This window comes from Actinophytocola sp. (assembly GCF_036378875.1).
Classification (GTDB): domain Bacteria; phylum Actinomycetota; class Actinomycetes; order Mycobacteriales; family Pseudonocardiaceae; genus Actinophytocola.
Map to the genome: position 1 here is coordinate 1 of NZ_DASUVO010000176.1, position 17,275 is coordinate 17,275.

Below are 17,275 nucleotides of genomic sequence, written 5' to 3' on the forward strand. Positions count from 1 at the left end.
CCGCGCCACCCCGCCGTACCGGGGCCACGAACGGGGTGCGTCGACGACCCGCAGCCCGGTGAAGTCGATCCGCGGGTTCGGCTGCGTGAAGTGCAGTGACGGCGGGAGCTGCCCGTGCCGCAGGGCAAGCACCACCTTGATCAGCCCGGTGATCCCGGCCGCGCCCTCCAGGTGGCCCAGGTTGCTCTTCACCGACCCGATCAGCAGCGGTCGCTCCGCGTCGCGGTTCGCGCCCAGCACGGCCCGCAGCGCGTCCGCCTCGATCGGGTCGCCCAGTGGGGTTCCGGTGCCGTGGGCCTCCACGTAGTCGACCGTGCCAGGGGACAGGTCCGCGTTCGCGTACGCGCGACGCAGCAACGCGGCCTGTGCGCGGGGGTTCGGTGCCATGATGCCGTTCGACCGGCCGTCCGAGTTGACCGCGCTTCCCCGCAGTACGGCCAGTATCCGGTCCCCGGCGCGGCGTGCGTCGCCGAGCCGGCGCAGCACGACCACCCCGCAGCCCTCGCCCCGCACGATGCCGTCGGCCGCGGCGTCGAACGGTTTGCACCGCCCGTCCGAGGACAGGGCGCCCGCAGCGTCGAACACGGCCGTGATTCCCGGGGACAGCAACAGGTTCACGCCGCCGACGACCGCCGTCGAACAGTCACCGGCCTGCAGCGCGCGGGTCGCCTGGTGCACGGCGACGAGCGACGAGGAGCACGCCGTGTCCACCGTGACGCTGGGGCCGTGCGTGCCGAGCACGTACGACAAGCGGTTCGCGGCCAGGGACGCGGACACACCTGTCGCCGACCAGGCATCCACAGTGGACAGATCGGCCATGGTCAGGTGGCCGTACTCGACCGCCGACAGGCCGACGAACACGCCGCAGTCCGATCCGTGCAACGACGAGGCAGGCATACCGGCGTTCGCCAGTGCCTCCCACGTCACCTCGAGCAGCAACCGCTGCTGAGGGTCCATCTCGTCGGCCTCACGTGCGCTGATACCGAAGAACGCGGCGTCGAACCCGGCGACGTCGCCGAGGAACGCGCCGTGCCGTGGCAGCCGGGACAGGTCCTGCCCGGCCGCGAACGACTCCCAGCGATCGGGAGGCACGGTGGCGACCGGGCATTCGCCGTCACGCAACAGCGACCAGAACGCCGACGCCGACGGTGCGCCCGGCAAGCGGCACGCCAGGCCCACCACCGCGATCGGTTCCGTCGCCGCGACCGGCACGTGGTCGTCCGCTTCGGTGGTCTCGACCAGGGCCCGGCTCAGCGCGGTGATCGTCGGTGCCGCCCACACCAGCGTGCTCGGCACCTCTTTTCCGCTCAGCCGAGTGATGTCCGCGACGAGCGTGACCGCGTCCCGTGAGGACAGACCGCAGTCGGACAGCGGGCGGTCCACGTCCCGGTCCGTGACCGGCCGCCCCAGCAACACGGTCAACCGGTTAAGCAACCACTGCTGCCAGCGCCGCTGGTCCCATCTCTCCGCGGTCACGCGCCTCCCTCCGCGAGGTACATGGCACGGCAGGCGGTGCGGCTGATCTTGCCGCTGGATGTCCGTGGCACCGCACCGGGATCGAGCAGCACGAGGTCCTGGACACCGATGCCGTGTTCGGCCGAGACCGCCGACCGCACCGCCACGGTGACCTCCTCGTCCAGCATCGACTCGGCGTCCCTGGCCCGTTCGGCGAGCACCACCAGACGTTCACCATCCATAGTGGACACGGCGAACGCGGCGGTGGCGTGCCGGCGGATCGCGGGGTGCGCGTGTTCGACGGTGTACTCGATGTCCTGCGGGTAGTGGTTGCGGCCGTCGACGATGATCAGGTCCTTGAGGCGGCCGGTGATGAACAGCTCACCGTCGACGAACAGGCCGAGGTCGCCGGTGCGCAGCCACCGCCCGGGCTCGCCGGGGACCTGGCCGCCGAACGTGTGCTCGGACCGCTCGGTTCCCCGCCAGTACCGGGTCGCCACGTTGGGCCCGCTCACCCAGACCTCGCCGACCGTGCCGTCCCGCACAGGCACCCCGGTCTCGGCGTCCACGACCAGAACCCGTTGTCCTGCCGGCGTTCCACAGCCGACCAGCGTGCTCGTGCGCCGGTCTGGCGTCGGAGGCGCGGCCGTGCCGGCGGCCAGCGCCCCCGCGTCGAACGTGCGCGGGCGCGGCTCTGTCCCGGCCGGCGTGGACGTCACCAGCACCGTCGCCTCGGCCAGCCCGTAGGAGGGCCGGTGCGCGGCACGGCGCAGCCCGCACTCGGCGAACGTGTCGTGGAACCGGTTGATGTTGGCCGGCGCCACGGGTTCGCTGCCGTCGATGAGCACCTCGACCCCGTCGAGCCGCAGCAGCATGCGGTCCCGTTCCGTGGTCCGGGCGGCGGCGTAGGCGTAGGCGAAGCTGGGTGCCGCGGTGATCGCGCCGGGATTGGCCGACAGCGCACGCAACCAGCGGACCGGTTGTTCCAGGAACGCGCCGGGATCGAGCAGCACCACCGGTATCCCGGCCACGAGCGCGGCCGCGGCACCCAGCATCAGGCCCATGTCGTGGAACAACGGCAGCCAGCTCACGCACACCGACCGGCCGTGGACCAGCTCGAAGCACTCGACGGCCTGGCGCGCGTTGGCGAACACGTTGGCGTGCGTGAGCACGACACCGGCCGGCGTGCGGGTCGACCCCGAGGTGTACTGCAGGTACGCGACATCGTCCGGTCCGTGTGGCACGTCGAGCAACGGTCCCGGTTCGCCGAGCGCGTCGACCGGCACCACCGGCACGTCGCCGGCGAACCGCGCCACGTCCGTGGCGCGGGCCGAGCTCGCCAGCAGCAGTGCCGGGGTGCAGTCGGCGAGCACCGCGGCCAGCCGCTCGTCGAAACGGGGCAGACCCGGTGGATACAGCGGCACGGCGATCAGCCCGGCGCGGATCGCCGCGAGAAACGACGCGACGTAGGTCGCCGACTGCTCGACCAGGATCGCGACCCGGTCGCCGGTCGAGCACCGGGGCTGGATCGCGGCCGCGATCCGCTCGACCTGCTCGTCGAGCTCCGCCCATGTCAGCGTGGTCGCGAGCCCGCCGGGATCGCGTGTATAGTCCACAAAGGTCAGTGCGCGCTCGTCGCCCTGGCGGCGTGCCCAGTCGCGAAGCAGGACGGGCAGTGCGGCGGTCTCGGCAACGGTAGGCAACACGACGCCCCCTCGAAAAGGTGTCAGCGGACGGGATCTGGCGTGGTGGATCGCTGGCGCAGTGCGACGAACGTGAGCCAGGCGCCGGCGAGTTGGAGCAGCGCGGCGCCGAAGAGGCCGACCCGGTAGTCGGTCAGTGCCATGGCCAGGCCGAACAGGGCGATGCCGAGCGCACTGGCCAGTTCCCTGGACGAGGTGAGTACCCCGGAGGCCGCGCCGGCCACCGAGGTGTCAGCGCGGTCGAGCGCCAGCGCGGTCAGCGGTGTCGTGCCCGCCGAGCCGGCGCCGAGCACGAGCAGTCCGGCCAGCCGTGGCCCGAGTCCGGGCAGGTGGTCGACCGCGGCGAGCCACGCGAGCCCAACGGCGACGAGGAACAGACCGCTCGCGACCGTCCGCTGTGGACCGAAGCGGCGCAGCGCGAGTGGGACGAACGGCGCGGCGGTGATCACCGCGACCGCGACCATGACCAGCGGAAGCGCCGCCGCCTGCGGGCTCAGCCCGAGTGCGTCCTGGTAGTGCAGGGGCGTGAAGAACACGACGCCACCGATACCGACGCCCCACAGTGCCGCGACCACGTTGATGAGCAGGAAAGGCCGGTCGGCGACCAGTTGGCGCGGGACGAGCGGGGTCCTGGCGCGCCGTTCCAGCCGGGTGAACGCCCACAACGCGGCGACACCCGCGACACCGACCAGCAGCGCGGCGCTGCCCGTGCCCGGCACACCGCGCAGCACGACCGCCCCGGTGACCATGACGAGACCGGCGGTCACCACGATCGCGGGCGTCGGCCGGACCCGCACGGTCGCGTCCCCTGCGGGGATCTCCTTCGGCACCAGGAGAAGCGCGGGTAGGACGAACGGCAGCGGGGCGGCGAAGATCCAGCGCCAGTGCGCGTGCTCGGCGAGCGCGCCGCCGAGCCATGGCCCGAGCGCGAGCGCGGCGGCCAGAGCCGCGGTCCAGATCGCCGCACCGACCGCCCGAACCGGCTGAGGCAACCGGGTGCGCACCAGGCTCATGGTCGCGGGTACGACGAGCGCGGCCGCACAACCCTGGCCAACGCGGGCGGCGATGAGCAGCACCGCGTTCCCGGCCACCCCGGCCAGGACGGCGAAGACACCGAACGCGACCAGCCCGGTCCGCAGCGCACGCCGTTCACCGAACCGGTCGACCAGCGCGCCGGCCAGCAGCAACAAACCCGCGTAGGGGAGGAGGTAGGCGATGCTGAGCCACTGCAGCACCGCGATGCTGATCCCGAGCTCACGGCCGATGGTCGGCGCTGCCGCCACGACGATGGTGTTGTCCATGGCGGCCACGAACGCGACGAGGGCGATGAGGAGCACGGTTGCCGGTGGAATGCGGGTAGTTGGTCCGGCTGGTCTCACCCGCACCTCCCGCGCCTGTTTACTCGCCAGTAGGTAACCGGACCATACGGCTCGCCATGGGTGCCAACAAGAGCGGTGACATGGATCAATTCCGTTGAACCGCAAAGTTGTCAGCCTGGTGAGCACCACGAGGAGTAATCCGCTCACGGCGTTGAGTCATCACGGTTTGTTCGCCGGTGCGGCGGAATTGTCCGCTCGTGACAAAGTCGGCGAAGGACTTCATCATGATCCGCCTATGATGCCGGCCGCGCCTGGCAACGCGTTACGAGTAACGAGGAAATGCTCCCGGGCGAATGGCTCACATCTCGATGACGGTGATGCCGGCGCCCGCGGCCGCGTGGTCCATGGCGACCAGCGCGTCGGGCGCGTCGGCCAGTCCGATCACCTTGCCCACCAGAAGTTCCGGACGCAGGGTGCCGGCCGCGACGAGGGACAGCATCGACGGGTAGTCGGCGGCCGCCATGCCGTGCGTGCCGTGGATCTCGAGTTCCCGCGCGACGACCACGTCCATCGGCAGCGGTGTCGCGCCGTCCAGCAGAAGGCCGGCCTGCACGTGCCGGCCCCGGCGGCGCAGGCTCCGCACCGACGCCGCCGCGGTCGCCGGTGAGCCGAGCGCGTCGATCGACACCGTCGCGCCGCCGCCGGTGAGCTCGCGAACCGTCGCAGCGGGATCAGGGTCCGCGTGCACCAGGTGTTCGGCGCCCAGGGATCCCGCCAGTTCCAGTGCCGGGGCGGCGATGTCCACCGCCACCACCCGGGCGCCCAGCGCCACGCCGATCATCACCGCCGACAGGCCGACGCCACCGCAGCCGTGCACTGCCAGCCAGTCGCCCGCGCCGAGCCGGCCGTGGGCGGTGAGCGCGCGGAACGCCGTGGCGAACCGGCAACCCAGCGACGCGGCGGCCACGAAGTCGACGGAGTCGGGCAGTGCCACCAGGTTCGTGTCCGCGGCGTGGATGACCACTCGCTCGGCGAAGGAACCAGGGCCGGTGAAGCCCGGCTGTGTCTGGTGTGGACAGACCTGCGCGTCGCCTGCGAGGCAGTGGGCGCATTCCCCGCACCCGCAGACGAACGGCACGGTCACGCGAACGCCGGGCCGCCAGCGGGTGACGCCGGCCCCGACCTCGGCGACGACGCCGGCGAGCTCGTGGCCGGGGACGTGGGGCAGCGGGACGAGCTCGTGGCCCCGCCACGCGTGCCAGTCCGACCGGCACACGCCCGTCGCCCGGACCTCCAGCACGGCCCCCCGGTCGGGACACGCCGGCGCCGGCACCTCGGCGACGACCGGCGTCGCCCCGTACTCCGCGTACACAACGGCCTTCATGGGCTTCCCTCGTCACGGGTGCTGGACTTCCGGTGAAAAATTACTGCCAGAAGGCAACCAACCGTCCCCCTGGTGTGTGACCATGGAGGTGGCGAGTCACAGGCAGGAGTATCGCTGGTCACGGTGCGTCACCAGGTGTCACTTGCCGACCGCTTGGCCGCCCGCCGGGCTTGCCGACGGGACGACCTCCGCGCGCCTCTGCGCGCGAAAATAAGGTGTCCGCATGACAAATTCTTCGTGCCGCATTTGTCGGCAGGTCGAGCAAATGCCGTAGAGGCAATTGTCGGTCGAGTGCGTCGACATTTCGGCAATCGCGGTGCAGGTGCAGGCACTTCGTGCATATGAAATCGGCAACTTCTCGTCAACGGATTGGCTTCACAACACCTCCGGTTCTCCCTATATTTCCTCAAGGGCCCCAAACTCTGGGGACGGCAACACGCACGGACAGGGATGGATGGCCTGCTCACCCGCCGGTCGGGGTTTCCACATTGGCCCCGGACAGGAATGTCACGGAGAGGAACCCGCCATGTTGACCAAACCTCCCACCGCGATCCCTTTCGAGTCGATCGATCCGGTGATCACCCCACAGGGACACCGGATACGGCCGCTGGTCGACGGCCGTCCGGACGGCAACGCCCCGGAGATCGCCATCTGTGCGGGCGGCCTCGACGTACCGCCCGGTTTCGTGGCCAACGCGCACTGGCACCCGGAAACCGATGTCATCGTTCTCGTCTACGAGTGCGGTGAGGAGGGCGCGCTCACCCTGTTCGGCGACAACCTCGAATACGAGGCCGTGCAACACCGCGGCGATCTTCTCCCCATTCAGATGGGCTGGTCGCACACGGTCGTGAACCTCAGCCTCACCACCCCGATCCGCGCGTACGAGTTCCGCGCCAAGCACACCGTCGTCATCGACAACCCGCTGCTGCCACACCTGCAACCGACCGCCGCACGCCTCGGCCGGGAATACCTCGTCGACCTGCACGGCGTGGACAAGGTCGAGGAGTTCTACGCCGCCCGCGCGGCCACGTGAGGAAGGCGTCCCTCAGCGGGCGAGGCGCTCGTCCACCCAGCGCTCGACCGGCAGTGCCAACACCACGCCCGCGAGCACGAGATGGACCAGGAGGAACACGACCGCCACCGGCACGCTCGGCGGCCCGCCGGTGAACACGATGATGTGCGAAGCCCAGTCGAGGGTGGCCGGACGCGCGCCCTCCCAGTCGTTCATGACCCAGAACCCCAGGTCGTTGAGGCCGGAGATCACGACGAGCACGGCGGCCGCGCCCACCTTCAGCACGGTCGCCGTGCGCGCGCCGCCGAGCCGGAACGCGAGCAGCCCGAACAGGACGATGTAGGTCACCACGAACAGCTGGAACTGGTACACGACCGCGAACTCACCCTGCTGGCGGTACTCCAGGACCCGCAGGATCAGCGCCGTGTCCAGGTAACCCATGTACACCAACACGCCGGTCACCACGAGCGCCGGCCCGAACCGGCCGCGCGGGAAGGTCGCGGCCGCCAGCACCGCGCACAGGAACGGGCTCAGCTTGAACAGCCACTCGGCGAGGTTGTCGAGCGTCTGGTCCGGCGGCAGCACGACCATGATCAGCCCGGTCAGCAGGGCGGCGGGCACCGCGCCCGCGAGCCACAGCCAGCGCCGGCTGGCGTACAGGACGGTCACTTCTCCACCCAGAAGGGGCCGAGCGCGAGCCCGTCGACGTCGGTCTTCACGAAGCAGGCGATCGCGTCCTCCGGTGTGCACACAATGGGCTCGTTGTTGTCGTTGAACGAGGTGTTCAGCACCATCGGCACCCCGGTCAGCCGCTCGAAGTGCGAGATCATGTCCCAGTAGCGGGGGTTGTCCTCACGGCTCACGGTCTGCACGCGAGCCGTGCCGTCTACGTGCGTGATCGCCGGGACGACGTCCCGCTGGTGTGCCAGCACGTCGAACACGAGCAGCATCACCGCGGACGGATAACCGCTCGCGAAGAACTCACCGGCCCGCTCCACCAGGCAGGACGGCGCGAACGGCCGGAACGCCTCGCGGTGCTTGACCTTCTCGTTCATCCGCGTCTTCGACTCCGGGTCGCGCGGGTCGGCGAGCAGCGACCGGTTGCCCAGCGCCCGAGGCCCGCACTCCATGCGGCCCTGGAACCACCCGACGATCAGCCCGTCCGCGACCCGGGTCGCGGTCCACGCCGCGATGTCGTCCACCCGCCGGTACTGAACGCCGGCGTCCCGCAACGCCTGCTCCATCTCCTCCTCGGTGAACTCCGGGCCGGTGAAGATGAAGCCGGACGTCGGTCGGGGCGCGCCCCGCTCACCAACGCTCACCTCCAGCGCGGCGCCGAGTGCCGAGCCGTCGTCCGCCGCCGCGGGCTGTGCGAAGAACTCCTCGAACGGTGTCTCCAGGAAGATCCGGCCGTTCATCACCGAGTTGAGCGCGACACCACCGGCCACGCACAGCTTCGTCAGCCCGGTCTGCTCGTGCAGCCAGCGCGCGAGATGCAGCCCGACGTCCTCCAGCCGTGCCTGCAGTGCGTACGCGATGTCCATGTAGTGCTGGGGGATCGGGTTGTCCGAGGTGACCCTCGTGCGCTCGCGAGGCGGGCCGAACGTGTCGATGAACTTCTGCGACATCAGGTGCCGGCCGGACGTGTGGTGGCGGAACCAGCTGAGGTTCAGCTCGTAGCGGCCGTCGTCGTGCAGGTGCACCAGGTCCTTGAACGCCTCGACGTGGGTGTCCCGGCCGAACGGCGCGAGCCCCATCACCTTGCCCTCGTCCATGGTCGGGTAGAAGCCGAGGTAGTTGGTCACTCCCGCGTACATGGCGCCCAGCGAGTGCGGAAACTTGAACCGCCGCATATCGGTGATCTTGTTGCCCTTGCCGACCGCCAGGCACGTGCTGGTGCCGTCGCTGCCGATCCCGTCGAGGGTCAGCACCGCTGCCTCGTCCCACGGCGAGATGAAGAACGTGCTCGCGCCGTGCGCCCGGTGATGGTCGACGAGACGGACGGTGAACTTCGTCGGACCGTCGAACCCCAGCGCCTGCTTGAGGTCGCGGCCGAGGGTGTAGCCACGCTTCACGTGCCCGAGCACCGCCCCACCGACGTGGAAGTTGTCCACGCCCCTGCCGCCGTGCCTGAAGGTGTCGACGAGCCCTGGCGCCTTGGCACCCTGGTCACCCTCGTTGCGGAACACCTCGAGGGTGGCGGGGAAGTAGCGGGCGAACACCTTCGCGGCGTGCAGCGGTTCGCGCCAGCGCTGCCAGAAGTACGCCACGTGGTCCACATCGGACAGCGTGATCCCGCCCTGCCGCAGGCAGTACTGGATCGCGTCGGTGGGGAAGCCGCCGTCGTGCTTGATCCGGCTGAAGCGCTCCTGCTCGGCGAAGGCGACGATCTCGCCGTCCCGCACCAGAGCCGCGGCGGCGTCGTGGTGCCGGCTGATACCGAGTACGTACATGGGGTGCTCCGCTGTTGTTCAGTAGGTGGATGTGTGCAGTTCCGGGTGGCGGCGCACCAGCAGCACGCGCAGTGCGCGGGCCTTGACCGCCGTCGCGAGCACGAGCGCGGTGAGCCCGCCGGCCGCGCCGAGCCACGGCACGACCGCGAGGGCGATCAGTCCGGTGGCGAGGAGCCCGACCACGGCCGCGGTCGAGGTGAGCGTGAGGACGCTGCTGTTCGTGTTCTCCAGCAGGAAGTTCGCATAGATGACCATTGTGGACAGCACGACCTCCACGGCGAGGATCGCGCCGAGCACGGCGTACGACTCGGTGGCGAGCACGGCGCGGCCGGCCGGCAGTGCCATCATCGCCGCCACGACCGCGGCGAACGCCAGCCCGCCGCGCTCGGCCGCCCGCAGCAGGCGGAAAGTGCGTGCCCGTCCGCTCGCGCCGCCCGTGCCGCGCAGCCGTGCCGACGTCGCCGGCTGGTACAGCTTCAACTGGTACAGCAGTAGCGCGCCGACCATGCTCGCCACCAGCACCGCGAGGTAGAGCGGGCCGCTGTCGGTGGTCCGGCCGGCGAGCGTCAGCGCCAGGTACACAGTGGACAACGCGAGCACGTCGAGCAGTTCGGACAACCCGAGTAGCCACACGCTGCGACCCAGCGCGGGCAGGAGCTTGCGGTTCGCGCCGCCGCCGAGCACCCAGTCCCTCGGCAGCGCTGCGAGCGAGGACGCTGTGATCGCCAACAATCCGGTCAACAGCAGCGAAAGGTGCGCGATCGGTGTCCAGCCGGCCAGCCACGTCACGGTTGTGGCGGCGGGCACCGTCGCGGTCAGCACGCCGAACGCCCCCGCGTCCAGCAGCGGCCGGCCACGCAGCCGGTGCAGCCCCGACACGGTCATGAGCAACCCGGTCGCCGCCGCCCAGCAGGCGGCCGCGAGGTACAGCGCGACCGTCCCAGATGGATCGATCGTCACCGCCGCGACGAACGCGGCGAGCAGTGCCAGCACCGGGGCGGCTGCGATCCGCACGACCAACCGCGCCACGTGCGGGGTGAGCATCCGCATGCGGGGCAAAGCTTTCAGTGCCGCCTTCTCCGCCGCGGTCGGCACGAACAGCAGCCACGCGCACAACCCCATGGCGTTGGCGAACTGCCCGAACACCGCCGCGCCCCACACCACGGCGAGTGCGACCGCCATGAGCTGGCTCGCGAGCCGGAAGACGCCGCGACCGGCCGCGAGCCGGACGACGTCTAGCAGGCGGGGTGGCGCCACCGACGCCACGGTCACGGTCGTGCTCCACTGGTGTCCGTTCATGCCAGCTCGACCCGCAGCGTCCGGTCCACGAACGACACCACCGCCCGCAGTTCGTCCGGTGTGGGCGCTGTCAGCACGACGTAGCCGACCTTGTTCGCCGCCTGCGTGTAGGGCCTCACCTGGTCGCCGGGTTCGGCGAACAGTCGCAGGTCGACGAACTCGGGCAGTGCCTTGACCTCGGCGATGCCGTGCACCGCCACGAGCTGCCCTGGCCGGTCCGCGGCGATCACCCGCAACAGCACCGGTCGTGGCTCCCGTGGCGTCAGCACCACCTGGTCTCCGACCGCCAGCGCGATCGCCGCGGCGATGGTGTCGACCCCACAGCTCGTCTCGATCAGCTCGGCGAGCCCGTTGCCGCCGGACCGGGCGCCCATCTCGATGAGGTACAGCTGACCGTCCGGTGCGAGCACCAGGTCGAGGTTCAACGGCCCGCTGACGTAACCGAGCTCCGCGCAGAGCGCGTCGAGCATGGCGGCCAGCGTGCGGTCCACCTCCTTCGGCAGCTCCGCCGGCAGCAGCTGTGTCGCGGTGATGTAGTACGGCGGCGGCGTGATCGTCCGCGAGCTCACCGAGTAGAAGATCACCCGGCCGCCGTCGACGACAGCCTCGACCGTCAGGTGCTCGCCGGTCACCTGCTCCTCGACGACCACCCGGCCGGACGGCGAGTGCTCGATGGCCTGCCGCACGGCGAGGCCCAGCTCACCGGGGCCGCCGCACGGCACGACGCCACGGCTTCCCGTGCTGTCGACGGGTTTGACGAGCGTGGGGAAGCGCAGCGCGAGCGCGGCCGCGCGCAGCTGGTCACCGGTGGTGCCCGCGACCGCGCCGTAGGTCGGGAAGCCGAGCCCGTCGCAGACCGTGCGGAACACCGACTTGTCGGCCGATGCCAGCACCGCGCCTTCCGAGATCGGGTTCGGGAGGTTCCAGTGCCGTGCGAGCCAGCGCTGGGACGGCAGGGCGATGTCGCTCGCCGGCGCGAGCACGCCGATGATGTCCGTCCGGCCCGCCAGCGCGGCCGCGACCTGTTCCGGCGCGCGGGTGCTGATGTGCAGGTACTCGTCCGCGAACGGCACGGCGGGCGCGCCGGGTTTGATGTCGACGGCGATCGTGCGGTAGCCCAGCTTCGCGGCCCGCTGGTAGGTGGGCACCGCACCGTCGGCGGCGCCGAGAAGGACCAGCGTCGTCACGAGGGCACCCCCACGTTCTCCACCATCAGCCGGTCCGTCGGGTCTACCGGGATCGTGGCCTCCCTGATGTAGAACAGTGCTGGTCTCGCTTGGCTGGCGCCGACCGCGACGAGGTAGCGGACAGACACGGCCAACACGCAGAGCACCGTGAGCAACACGTAGAGCAGCGCCACCGTGACCACAGTGGACCCGAGCAGCCCGGTGCCGGCACCGACCGCGGTCAGCCCGGCGAGTCCCGCCGCGAGCAACGCGAGCACGGACGCGACCGTGGCCATCCGGTTCGAGAAGCCGACGAACAGGCCCATCGCGTGCCCGACGAGCCAGCGGAGGTTGAGCTTCGATGCGCCGCGCTCCCTCGCCCGGTGCGCGACCGGCACGGTCGAGTACCGGTTGGTGAGCCGGGGAACCGTGGCCAGGAAGTACGGCGTGCCAAGGCGTAGGTCCACGATCGCGCGAGCCAGCTCGGTCCGCACGAGCCGGAACGTGGTGGCGCCGGGCGGGATCTCGATGCCGAGCACGCGCCGCGCCACGAAGTGGTACGCCCGCGCGCCGGCCCGCCGCACGAGCGGGTCGTACCGGGTCTCCCGCACGCCGAACACCGCGTCCCGCCCCTGCTCCGCCGCGGCGATCAGCTTGTGCGCCTCGGCGACCGGGAACTGCACGTCCGCGTCGATGTGCAGGATCCACGGCCGGCTCGCGTACCGGTAGCCGGCCGAGAACGCCGCCTCGAAGCCGAAGTTGCGGGTGAACGACAGGTACTGCACGCGCGGGTCGGTGCGCGCGAGGTCCTTCAGACACGCCAGCGTGCCGTCCGAACTGCCGTCGTCGACGAAGAGCACCTCGAGATCGTGTCCACTCAGGGCGGTGACGATCTCCCGGTACGCGTGCTCGACGTTGTCCGCTTCGTTGTAACAGGGCACGACCACGGTCATGCCCACGCTGACCGGTCCGGACATGCTGCTCGTCCCCTAGTTGGCGGTGCGCAGGAGCCGCTCACCTTCTGGCACCGACCAGTGGACTCCCTGGTGCTCGATGAACCAGTTGACGGTGCGGGCCATGCCGTCACGCAGCGACGTCAGCGACGCCGGGTCGATGCCGACGCCGCGCAACGTCTCGGGATCGGCGTTGACGACCGCGCCGGCCTGTTCGCCGGGCCGCATCGGCAAGTCCTCAATGGGTACCGGGGAGTAGCCGCGCTCGACACAGAGTTCGATGATCAGCTCCGCCACGGACCGGATGCTGCTGGACTCCACCGGACCGACCTCGACCACCCGGTCGAGCACCTCGCCGTGATCGGCCACCTCGAGAGCGGAGACGAGGGCACGCGCCACGTCCCCGACCCACACCATGTCCGAGATCTGCCGGCCGCCGCCGTACAGTTCCACGGGCCAGCCGGCGAGCGCGCGACAGATCACCGCCGGGGTGATCTTGCGGACCTTGCCGGAGCCGAAAGGCGCCGCGGCCGCCTGCCGAGGACCGTAGGCGTTGACGACGCGGACATTGTTGACGCGCGTTCCCCGGTCGGCGTTGAACATGTGCACAAAACGTTCGACGGCCGACTTGGAGATCGAGTAACTGTTGTTCATCCAGTGATTGCCGACCGCGATGTTCACGCCAGGAAGATCGTATTGCGCGACCGCTTCGAGAAAGTTCAGGCCGCCGACGAGGTTCGTTTCCGCGGACGGTCGCGGATTGAGGATCGTCTCCTGGGTCCCGAGGACCGCGGCGAGGTGGATGATGCCGTCGCAGTGCGCGGCGAGCTCCACCATGGCGATGGAGTCCCGAATGTCGCCCAGCATCACCTCATATTCCTGACCTGAGCTTTTGCCGCGATGGTCAAGAACGATCGGCTCGTGGCCACGGTCCACGAGCTCCTCGCAGACGTACCGGCCGATGAAGCCGTTGCCCCCTGTGACGCCAACCTTCATAGATGGATCTCCGATCCCGTCCTTCTGCCCGTGCCGCGGGTGATGGCACGTCGGACAGTTCCTAGTCCGCGGAACGTCGGGACGGAAGCCAGCGTTACGGAATTCGTCCGTTCAGGCCAGCGACCGCCCTTTTGGGATGCGACGTTCGGTCGCAGAACGGAGCCGACCGTCTGGGCCCCTGCAAATCGGTGGCACACTTCCGGACGTGCGGGTCGATCTGTGGTGGCGAAACGCCTACCGGCAAATGGTAATAAACACGTTTCGTACCGTTCCGCTATACCGCGAGTTGTGGGCGCTGTCGGGCCGTACGGACCCGGTGGTGGTGCCCGGCCGACTCGGAGTCCACAGTGGAGCGATCGCGAAGGAGGAAGCGGTACGCCGCATGGTGGACCTCGTTCCGCTGGCCGGCGGTGTCGCGGTCACCCATTCGCTGCGCGGACTCGGTCCCGTGTTGGCGGCGCGGAACACGTTCCGGGGCAGGGGTTTCGTCGCTGTACTGGACAAAAAGGACGTTCTGTCGCCCACGGATCTGCCACGTGGTGTAGTCGGTTGCGTACTCGACCAGTCGACCGGGGTGAGCGAGAGCGCGTGGCACGCGTTGACGACCGCGTTGCGGCGGAACGAGACCGTGGTGGCGGTCGGCACGGACAAGCAACTTGTGGAGCTGGTGACCGCGCTGCCGGAACAGCTGTCGACCGCGCTGGATGTCGTGCCGCGCCGGGATCTCACCGAGCTCGACAACGGGCCGTACGGCCTCCTGCACGACTCCGTCCTCGGTTACCTTGGCACCTTGCGGCAGTGCGGGCGCTGGCACCTGGACTGGCGCAGGGTGTACGCGCGGCAGACCGACGCCGGCCTCGCGTTCACGTTGCTGCGCCAACGTTCGCCGGTGTTCGTCGACGTGCTGCTCGGCCCCGGTTCGCTCGGGCGTTGCCAACGTCACGGCACACCGGTGATCTTGCCGTGATCGCGACGACCGTGCATGACCCCCGGCACGATCCGGTGCCAGCCGGCTGGGCTGACTTCGTTGCGTGTCAACATCTGTACGCACCGTGGGACTTCGAGTTGCTCGGCATGGAGGCATGGCTGTCGCGCAACCCGCCGCTGCTGGTGGTCGCGCGGTCCGGCAAGGAGATCGTGGGGGCGATGACGGCCCTCGTGTGCGCGCCCGGCCAGACCCGGCGGTACGCGCCGGCGCGACCGGCCGGCCGGTTCGTGCCCCGGGTGGCGCAGGTGTACCAGCCGTGGCTCGGTGGAGAGGGCTTCGTCGTGCCGTCGCGTGACCGGTCGGTGGTGCGTGCGCTCGAGCGCGCGCTACGAACGCGACTGGGGCCGGGGCTGGTCGGGATGATCTACCGCAACGTGCCGGCGTCGCTGTCGCCGCTCGTGTCGGGGACCGGTCGCGTGGTGCGGCCGGTGACACCCGCGGCATCGGTGCTGGAGAACCGCTGGGGGAGTGCCGAGGAGTGGCTGGCGAGCCTGTCCCGCAACCGGCGCAAGAACGTCCGGCGGGTAGACCGGCTCGTCGCGGAGGACCCGTCACTGGTGGTCCGCTTCGGTCCCGGGCGGTCCGATGTGGACGCGGTGGCGCTGGCCGGCATGCTCCGCACCCACCGGGCCAGGTTCGGCCGGCAGCGGTTCGACCCGAGGTCGCCGGTCGGCGGAGCGTACCTGGCGGCGTTCCTGCGCAGGCCGGACGTGCACACGCTCACCTACGCCGACGCGGATGGGCACGTGCACGCGTTCAGCACCTACCTGGATCATCCGGTGTCACCGGTCCTGCAGTTCTGGGCGACCATCGGTGACCGGTCGCACCTGTACTTCGACTGCCACGCCCGCGCGATCCGGCACGTCATCGCCACCGGCCGTAGGGAGCTGTTCGCGGGGCGGGGAATGTTCACACAGAAGGAGTCGCTTGGGTTCGGCGCCCGCCCGATGTGCGTGGTCGGCGTACCCGGTCCGGCGGTGGGCCAATGAGCTGGGAGGTGCTGGATCCCCGCTATGACGCGGAGCCCGCGTACTGGCGGGATCTGCGTGCCCGCGCGGGGCTGCGGGCGGAGTGGGCGTGGGAGGTGCTGAGTGCGCAGGCGTGGTCGTCGCGGACCCCGCTGCTGGTGTCGGTGCTGCGTGCTGGCGCTGGCGTCGAGGGTGTGGTGTGTGCCAGCTGGGCCGGTCTTCCGGTGCGCCGCAACGGTTTCGTCGATGCCGGCCGGGCCAGGATGGTCGGCGGGCTACACGTCCGCAACCCCGGCACGGGCTCGCTCCCCGGCTGGTGGGCCGCCGGTGTCCCCGCGGTGGAGCTTCTCCGTGACTACACGTCGGCCATGCGGCGTGCCCTCGGTTTCGGGTGCCGCGGCGCGTTGCTGCGCCAGCTCACGGCCGAGGAGGTGGCGCAGCAACGCACCATGGGCCGGTGCCTGTCCCGCCCGACGGAGTCGCTCGCCGTGCTGTGGACCTCCCGGTTCTCGTCCGTGGCCGGGTGGGTGTCGGCGATGAAACGCAGCCGCAGGTTCGACATGCGGAAGATCATCCGCACGGTGGACGCGGACGCGGCGCTCGTGGTGGCCGTCGAGCAGGGCTCGGCGCTCGATCCGCTGGAGCTGGCGAAGGTGTTGCGGCACAACGAACGCAAGTACTCGGGCCGGCTGGCGCCACTGCCGCAGACCACGGGGTATCTCACGGCGCTGCTGAGCCAGCCGGATGTGCTGGTCGGCACCTACCGGGACGCGGCGACCGGCGCGATCGAGGCGTTCATCTCGATCCTGGACCACCCGGCGTGGCCGGTGACCCGGCACTGGTCCTCGATGCCTGCCACCCGGCCGGACCGGCCGAACCTGTACCTGGACCACTATCGGCAGCTGGTGGCGTACGCGCAGGCGAACGGCAAGGAGGGGGTGATCGTGGGCCGTGGCAAACCGGAGCTGAAGGCGTCACTCACCGCGGAGCTGGTCCCGCAGTACGCGGCGGCGATCTACTGAGCACTCCGGTCGTCCGGGCGTGACCAGACCTCGGCGGTGGTGAGGAACGCCGAGGACGTGGGCCGCTCGGGCGACCCGCCGCTCGTGACGACGCCGGGAACGCGCTTGCCTCCAATGTTGATGGTCGCCTCCGCGATGGGGGCGAGCACCAGGCGCAGCCCGTGCTGCACGCCGCCCAGGACGAACTCGTCGGTCTCGAAGGCCCGCCGGTCGAGGATCGTCGAACCGGTGATCTCGACGTCCCCCGCGCGTGCGGAAAACCCGCGCGCCAGATCGAGCCCGACGTTCACCCAGACCGTCTCCGGTGTCGGCTCGGGCCACGGCAGCCCGTCCGCTTCGGGGAAGTGACGCGTGAAGTCACGTTCCAGCCACCTGCCGAGCTCGGCATTCTCGGCGAGCAGCCGCACGACCCCGTTGTGCCACAACACGATCGCGTTTCCGCAGCCCCGCTCCGACCAGTCCACCACCCAGACGGACGCGTACGCGGTGACCCTGTCGCCGTCGTACAGACGCACGCCGTGGTTCGCCCCGCAGAGAATCACCCGCATTCCGGCTTG

The 17,275-nt window shown here is 70.3% G+C and carries 15 protein-coding genes; 4 read left to right on the forward strand and 11 right to left on the reverse strand.

Annotated elements, in window-relative coordinates; translation table 11 throughout:
* The 4 genes from VF106_RS49830 to VF106_RS49845 form a co-directional block, all read right to left on the reverse strand.
* Positions 1-1,476 (reverse strand): type I polyketide synthase (locus VF106_RS49830; protein WP_414639251.1); only part of this gene is annotated, 1,476 nt, incomplete at its 3' end.
* Positions 1,473-3,161: a fatty acyl-AMP ligase gene (locus VF106_RS49835; RefSeq protein WP_330847179.1), complete on the reverse strand. Its 1,689-nt coding sequence runs from the start codon at positions 3,159-3,161 to the stop codon at positions 1,473-1,475. The genes VF106_RS49830 and VF106_RS49835, both read right to left, overlap by 4 nt.
* A gap of 20 nt (positions 3,162-3,181) precedes the next feature.
* Positions 3,182-4,495, reverse strand: coding sequence for an MFS transporter (locus tag VF106_RS49840; RefSeq protein WP_330847180.1), 1,314 nt, complete (start codon positions 4,493-4,495; stop codon positions 3,182-3,184).
* Between the two features lie 340 nt (positions 4,496-4,835).
* Entirely contained in the window at positions 4,836-5,861 is a 1,026-nt protein-coding gene (locus tag VF106_RS49845; protein WP_330847181.1) for a zinc-dependent alcohol dehydrogenase family protein, read from the reverse strand.
* 526 nt (positions 5,862-6,387) lie between these two features.
* On the opposite strand from VF106_RS49845, the gene VF106_RS49850 reads away from it, so the two are divergent.
* Entirely contained in the window at positions 6,388-6,894 is a 507-nt protein-coding gene (locus VF106_RS49850) for a hypothetical protein (RefSeq protein ID WP_330847182.1), read from the forward strand.
* 12 nt (positions 6,895-6,906) lie between these two features.
* On the opposite strand, the gene VF106_RS49855 is transcribed toward VF106_RS49850, so the two are convergent.
* Genes VF106_RS49855 through VF106_RS49880 form a run of 6 tightly spaced genes read right to left on the reverse strand, consistent with a single transcriptional unit; the run spans position 6,907 to position 13,740 of the window.
* Complete coding sequence (locus tag VF106_RS49855) at positions 6,907-7,542, reverse strand: hypothetical protein (RefSeq protein ID WP_330847183.1); 636 nt, start codon at positions 7,540-7,542, stop codon at positions 6,907-6,909.
* Positions 7,539-9,326 carry a carbamoyltransferase family protein gene (locus VF106_RS49860; RefSeq protein ID WP_330847184.1) on the reverse strand — a complete coding sequence of 596 codons (1,788 nt, stop codon included), beginning with the start codon at positions 9,324-9,326 and terminating at the stop codon, positions 7,539-7,541. Before VF106_RS49860 ends, VF106_RS49855 begins: the two co-directional genes overlap by 4 nt.
* A gap of 18 nt (positions 9,327-9,344) precedes the next feature.
* Complete coding sequence (locus VF106_RS49865; protein WP_330847185.1) at positions 9,345-10,625, reverse strand: hypothetical protein; 1,281 nt, start codon at positions 10,623-10,625, stop codon at positions 9,345-9,347.
* Entirely contained in the window at positions 10,622-11,812 is a 1,191-nt protein-coding gene (locus tag VF106_RS49870) for an ATP-grasp domain-containing protein (protein WP_330847186.1), read from the reverse strand. Before VF106_RS49870 ends, VF106_RS49865 begins: the two co-directional genes overlap by 4 nt.
* Positions 11,809-12,768 carry a glycosyltransferase family 2 protein gene (locus VF106_RS49875; protein ID WP_330847187.1) on the reverse strand — a complete coding sequence of 320 codons (960 nt, stop codon included), beginning with the start codon at positions 12,766-12,768 and terminating at the stop codon, positions 11,809-11,811. Before VF106_RS49875 ends, VF106_RS49870 begins: the two co-directional genes overlap by 4 nt.
* Positions 12,769-12,780: 12 nt before the next feature.
* Entirely contained in the window at positions 12,781-13,740 is a 960-nt protein-coding gene (locus VF106_RS49880; protein WP_330847188.1) for an NAD-dependent epimerase/dehydratase family protein, read from the reverse strand.
* A 382-nt stretch (positions 13,741-14,122) separates the two neighbouring features.
* Here VF106_RS49880 and VF106_RS49885 point away from each other — a divergent pair, with 382 nt between their 5' ends.
* The 3 genes from VF106_RS49885 to VF106_RS49895 are packed head-to-tail and all read left to right on the forward strand — an operon-like array spanning position 14,123 to position 16,718.
* Entirely contained in the window at positions 14,123-14,707 is a 585-nt protein-coding gene (locus tag VF106_RS49885) for a hypothetical protein (protein WP_330847189.1), read from the forward strand.
* On the forward strand, positions 14,704-15,717 hold the full coding sequence (locus VF106_RS49890) for a GNAT family N-acetyltransferase (protein ID WP_330847190.1): 1,014 nt from the start codon (positions 14,704-14,706) through the stop codon (positions 15,715-15,717). The genes VF106_RS49885 and VF106_RS49890 overlap by 4 nt, the downstream gene beginning before the upstream one ends.
* Complete coding sequence (locus VF106_RS49895; RefSeq protein ID WP_330847191.1) at positions 15,714-16,718, forward strand: GNAT family N-acetyltransferase; 1,005 nt, start codon at positions 15,714-15,716, stop codon at positions 16,716-16,718. The genes VF106_RS49890 and VF106_RS49895 overlap by 4 nt, the downstream gene beginning before the upstream one ends.
* Here the strand turns inward: VF106_RS49895 and VF106_RS49900 are convergent.
* A complete protein-coding gene (locus VF106_RS49900; protein WP_330847192.1) occupies positions 16,712-17,266 on the reverse strand; it encodes a hypothetical protein in 555 nt (184 codons plus the stop codon). The genes VF106_RS49895 and VF106_RS49900 overlap by 7 nt on opposite strands.
* Positions 17,267-17,275: the final 9 nt, after the last annotated feature.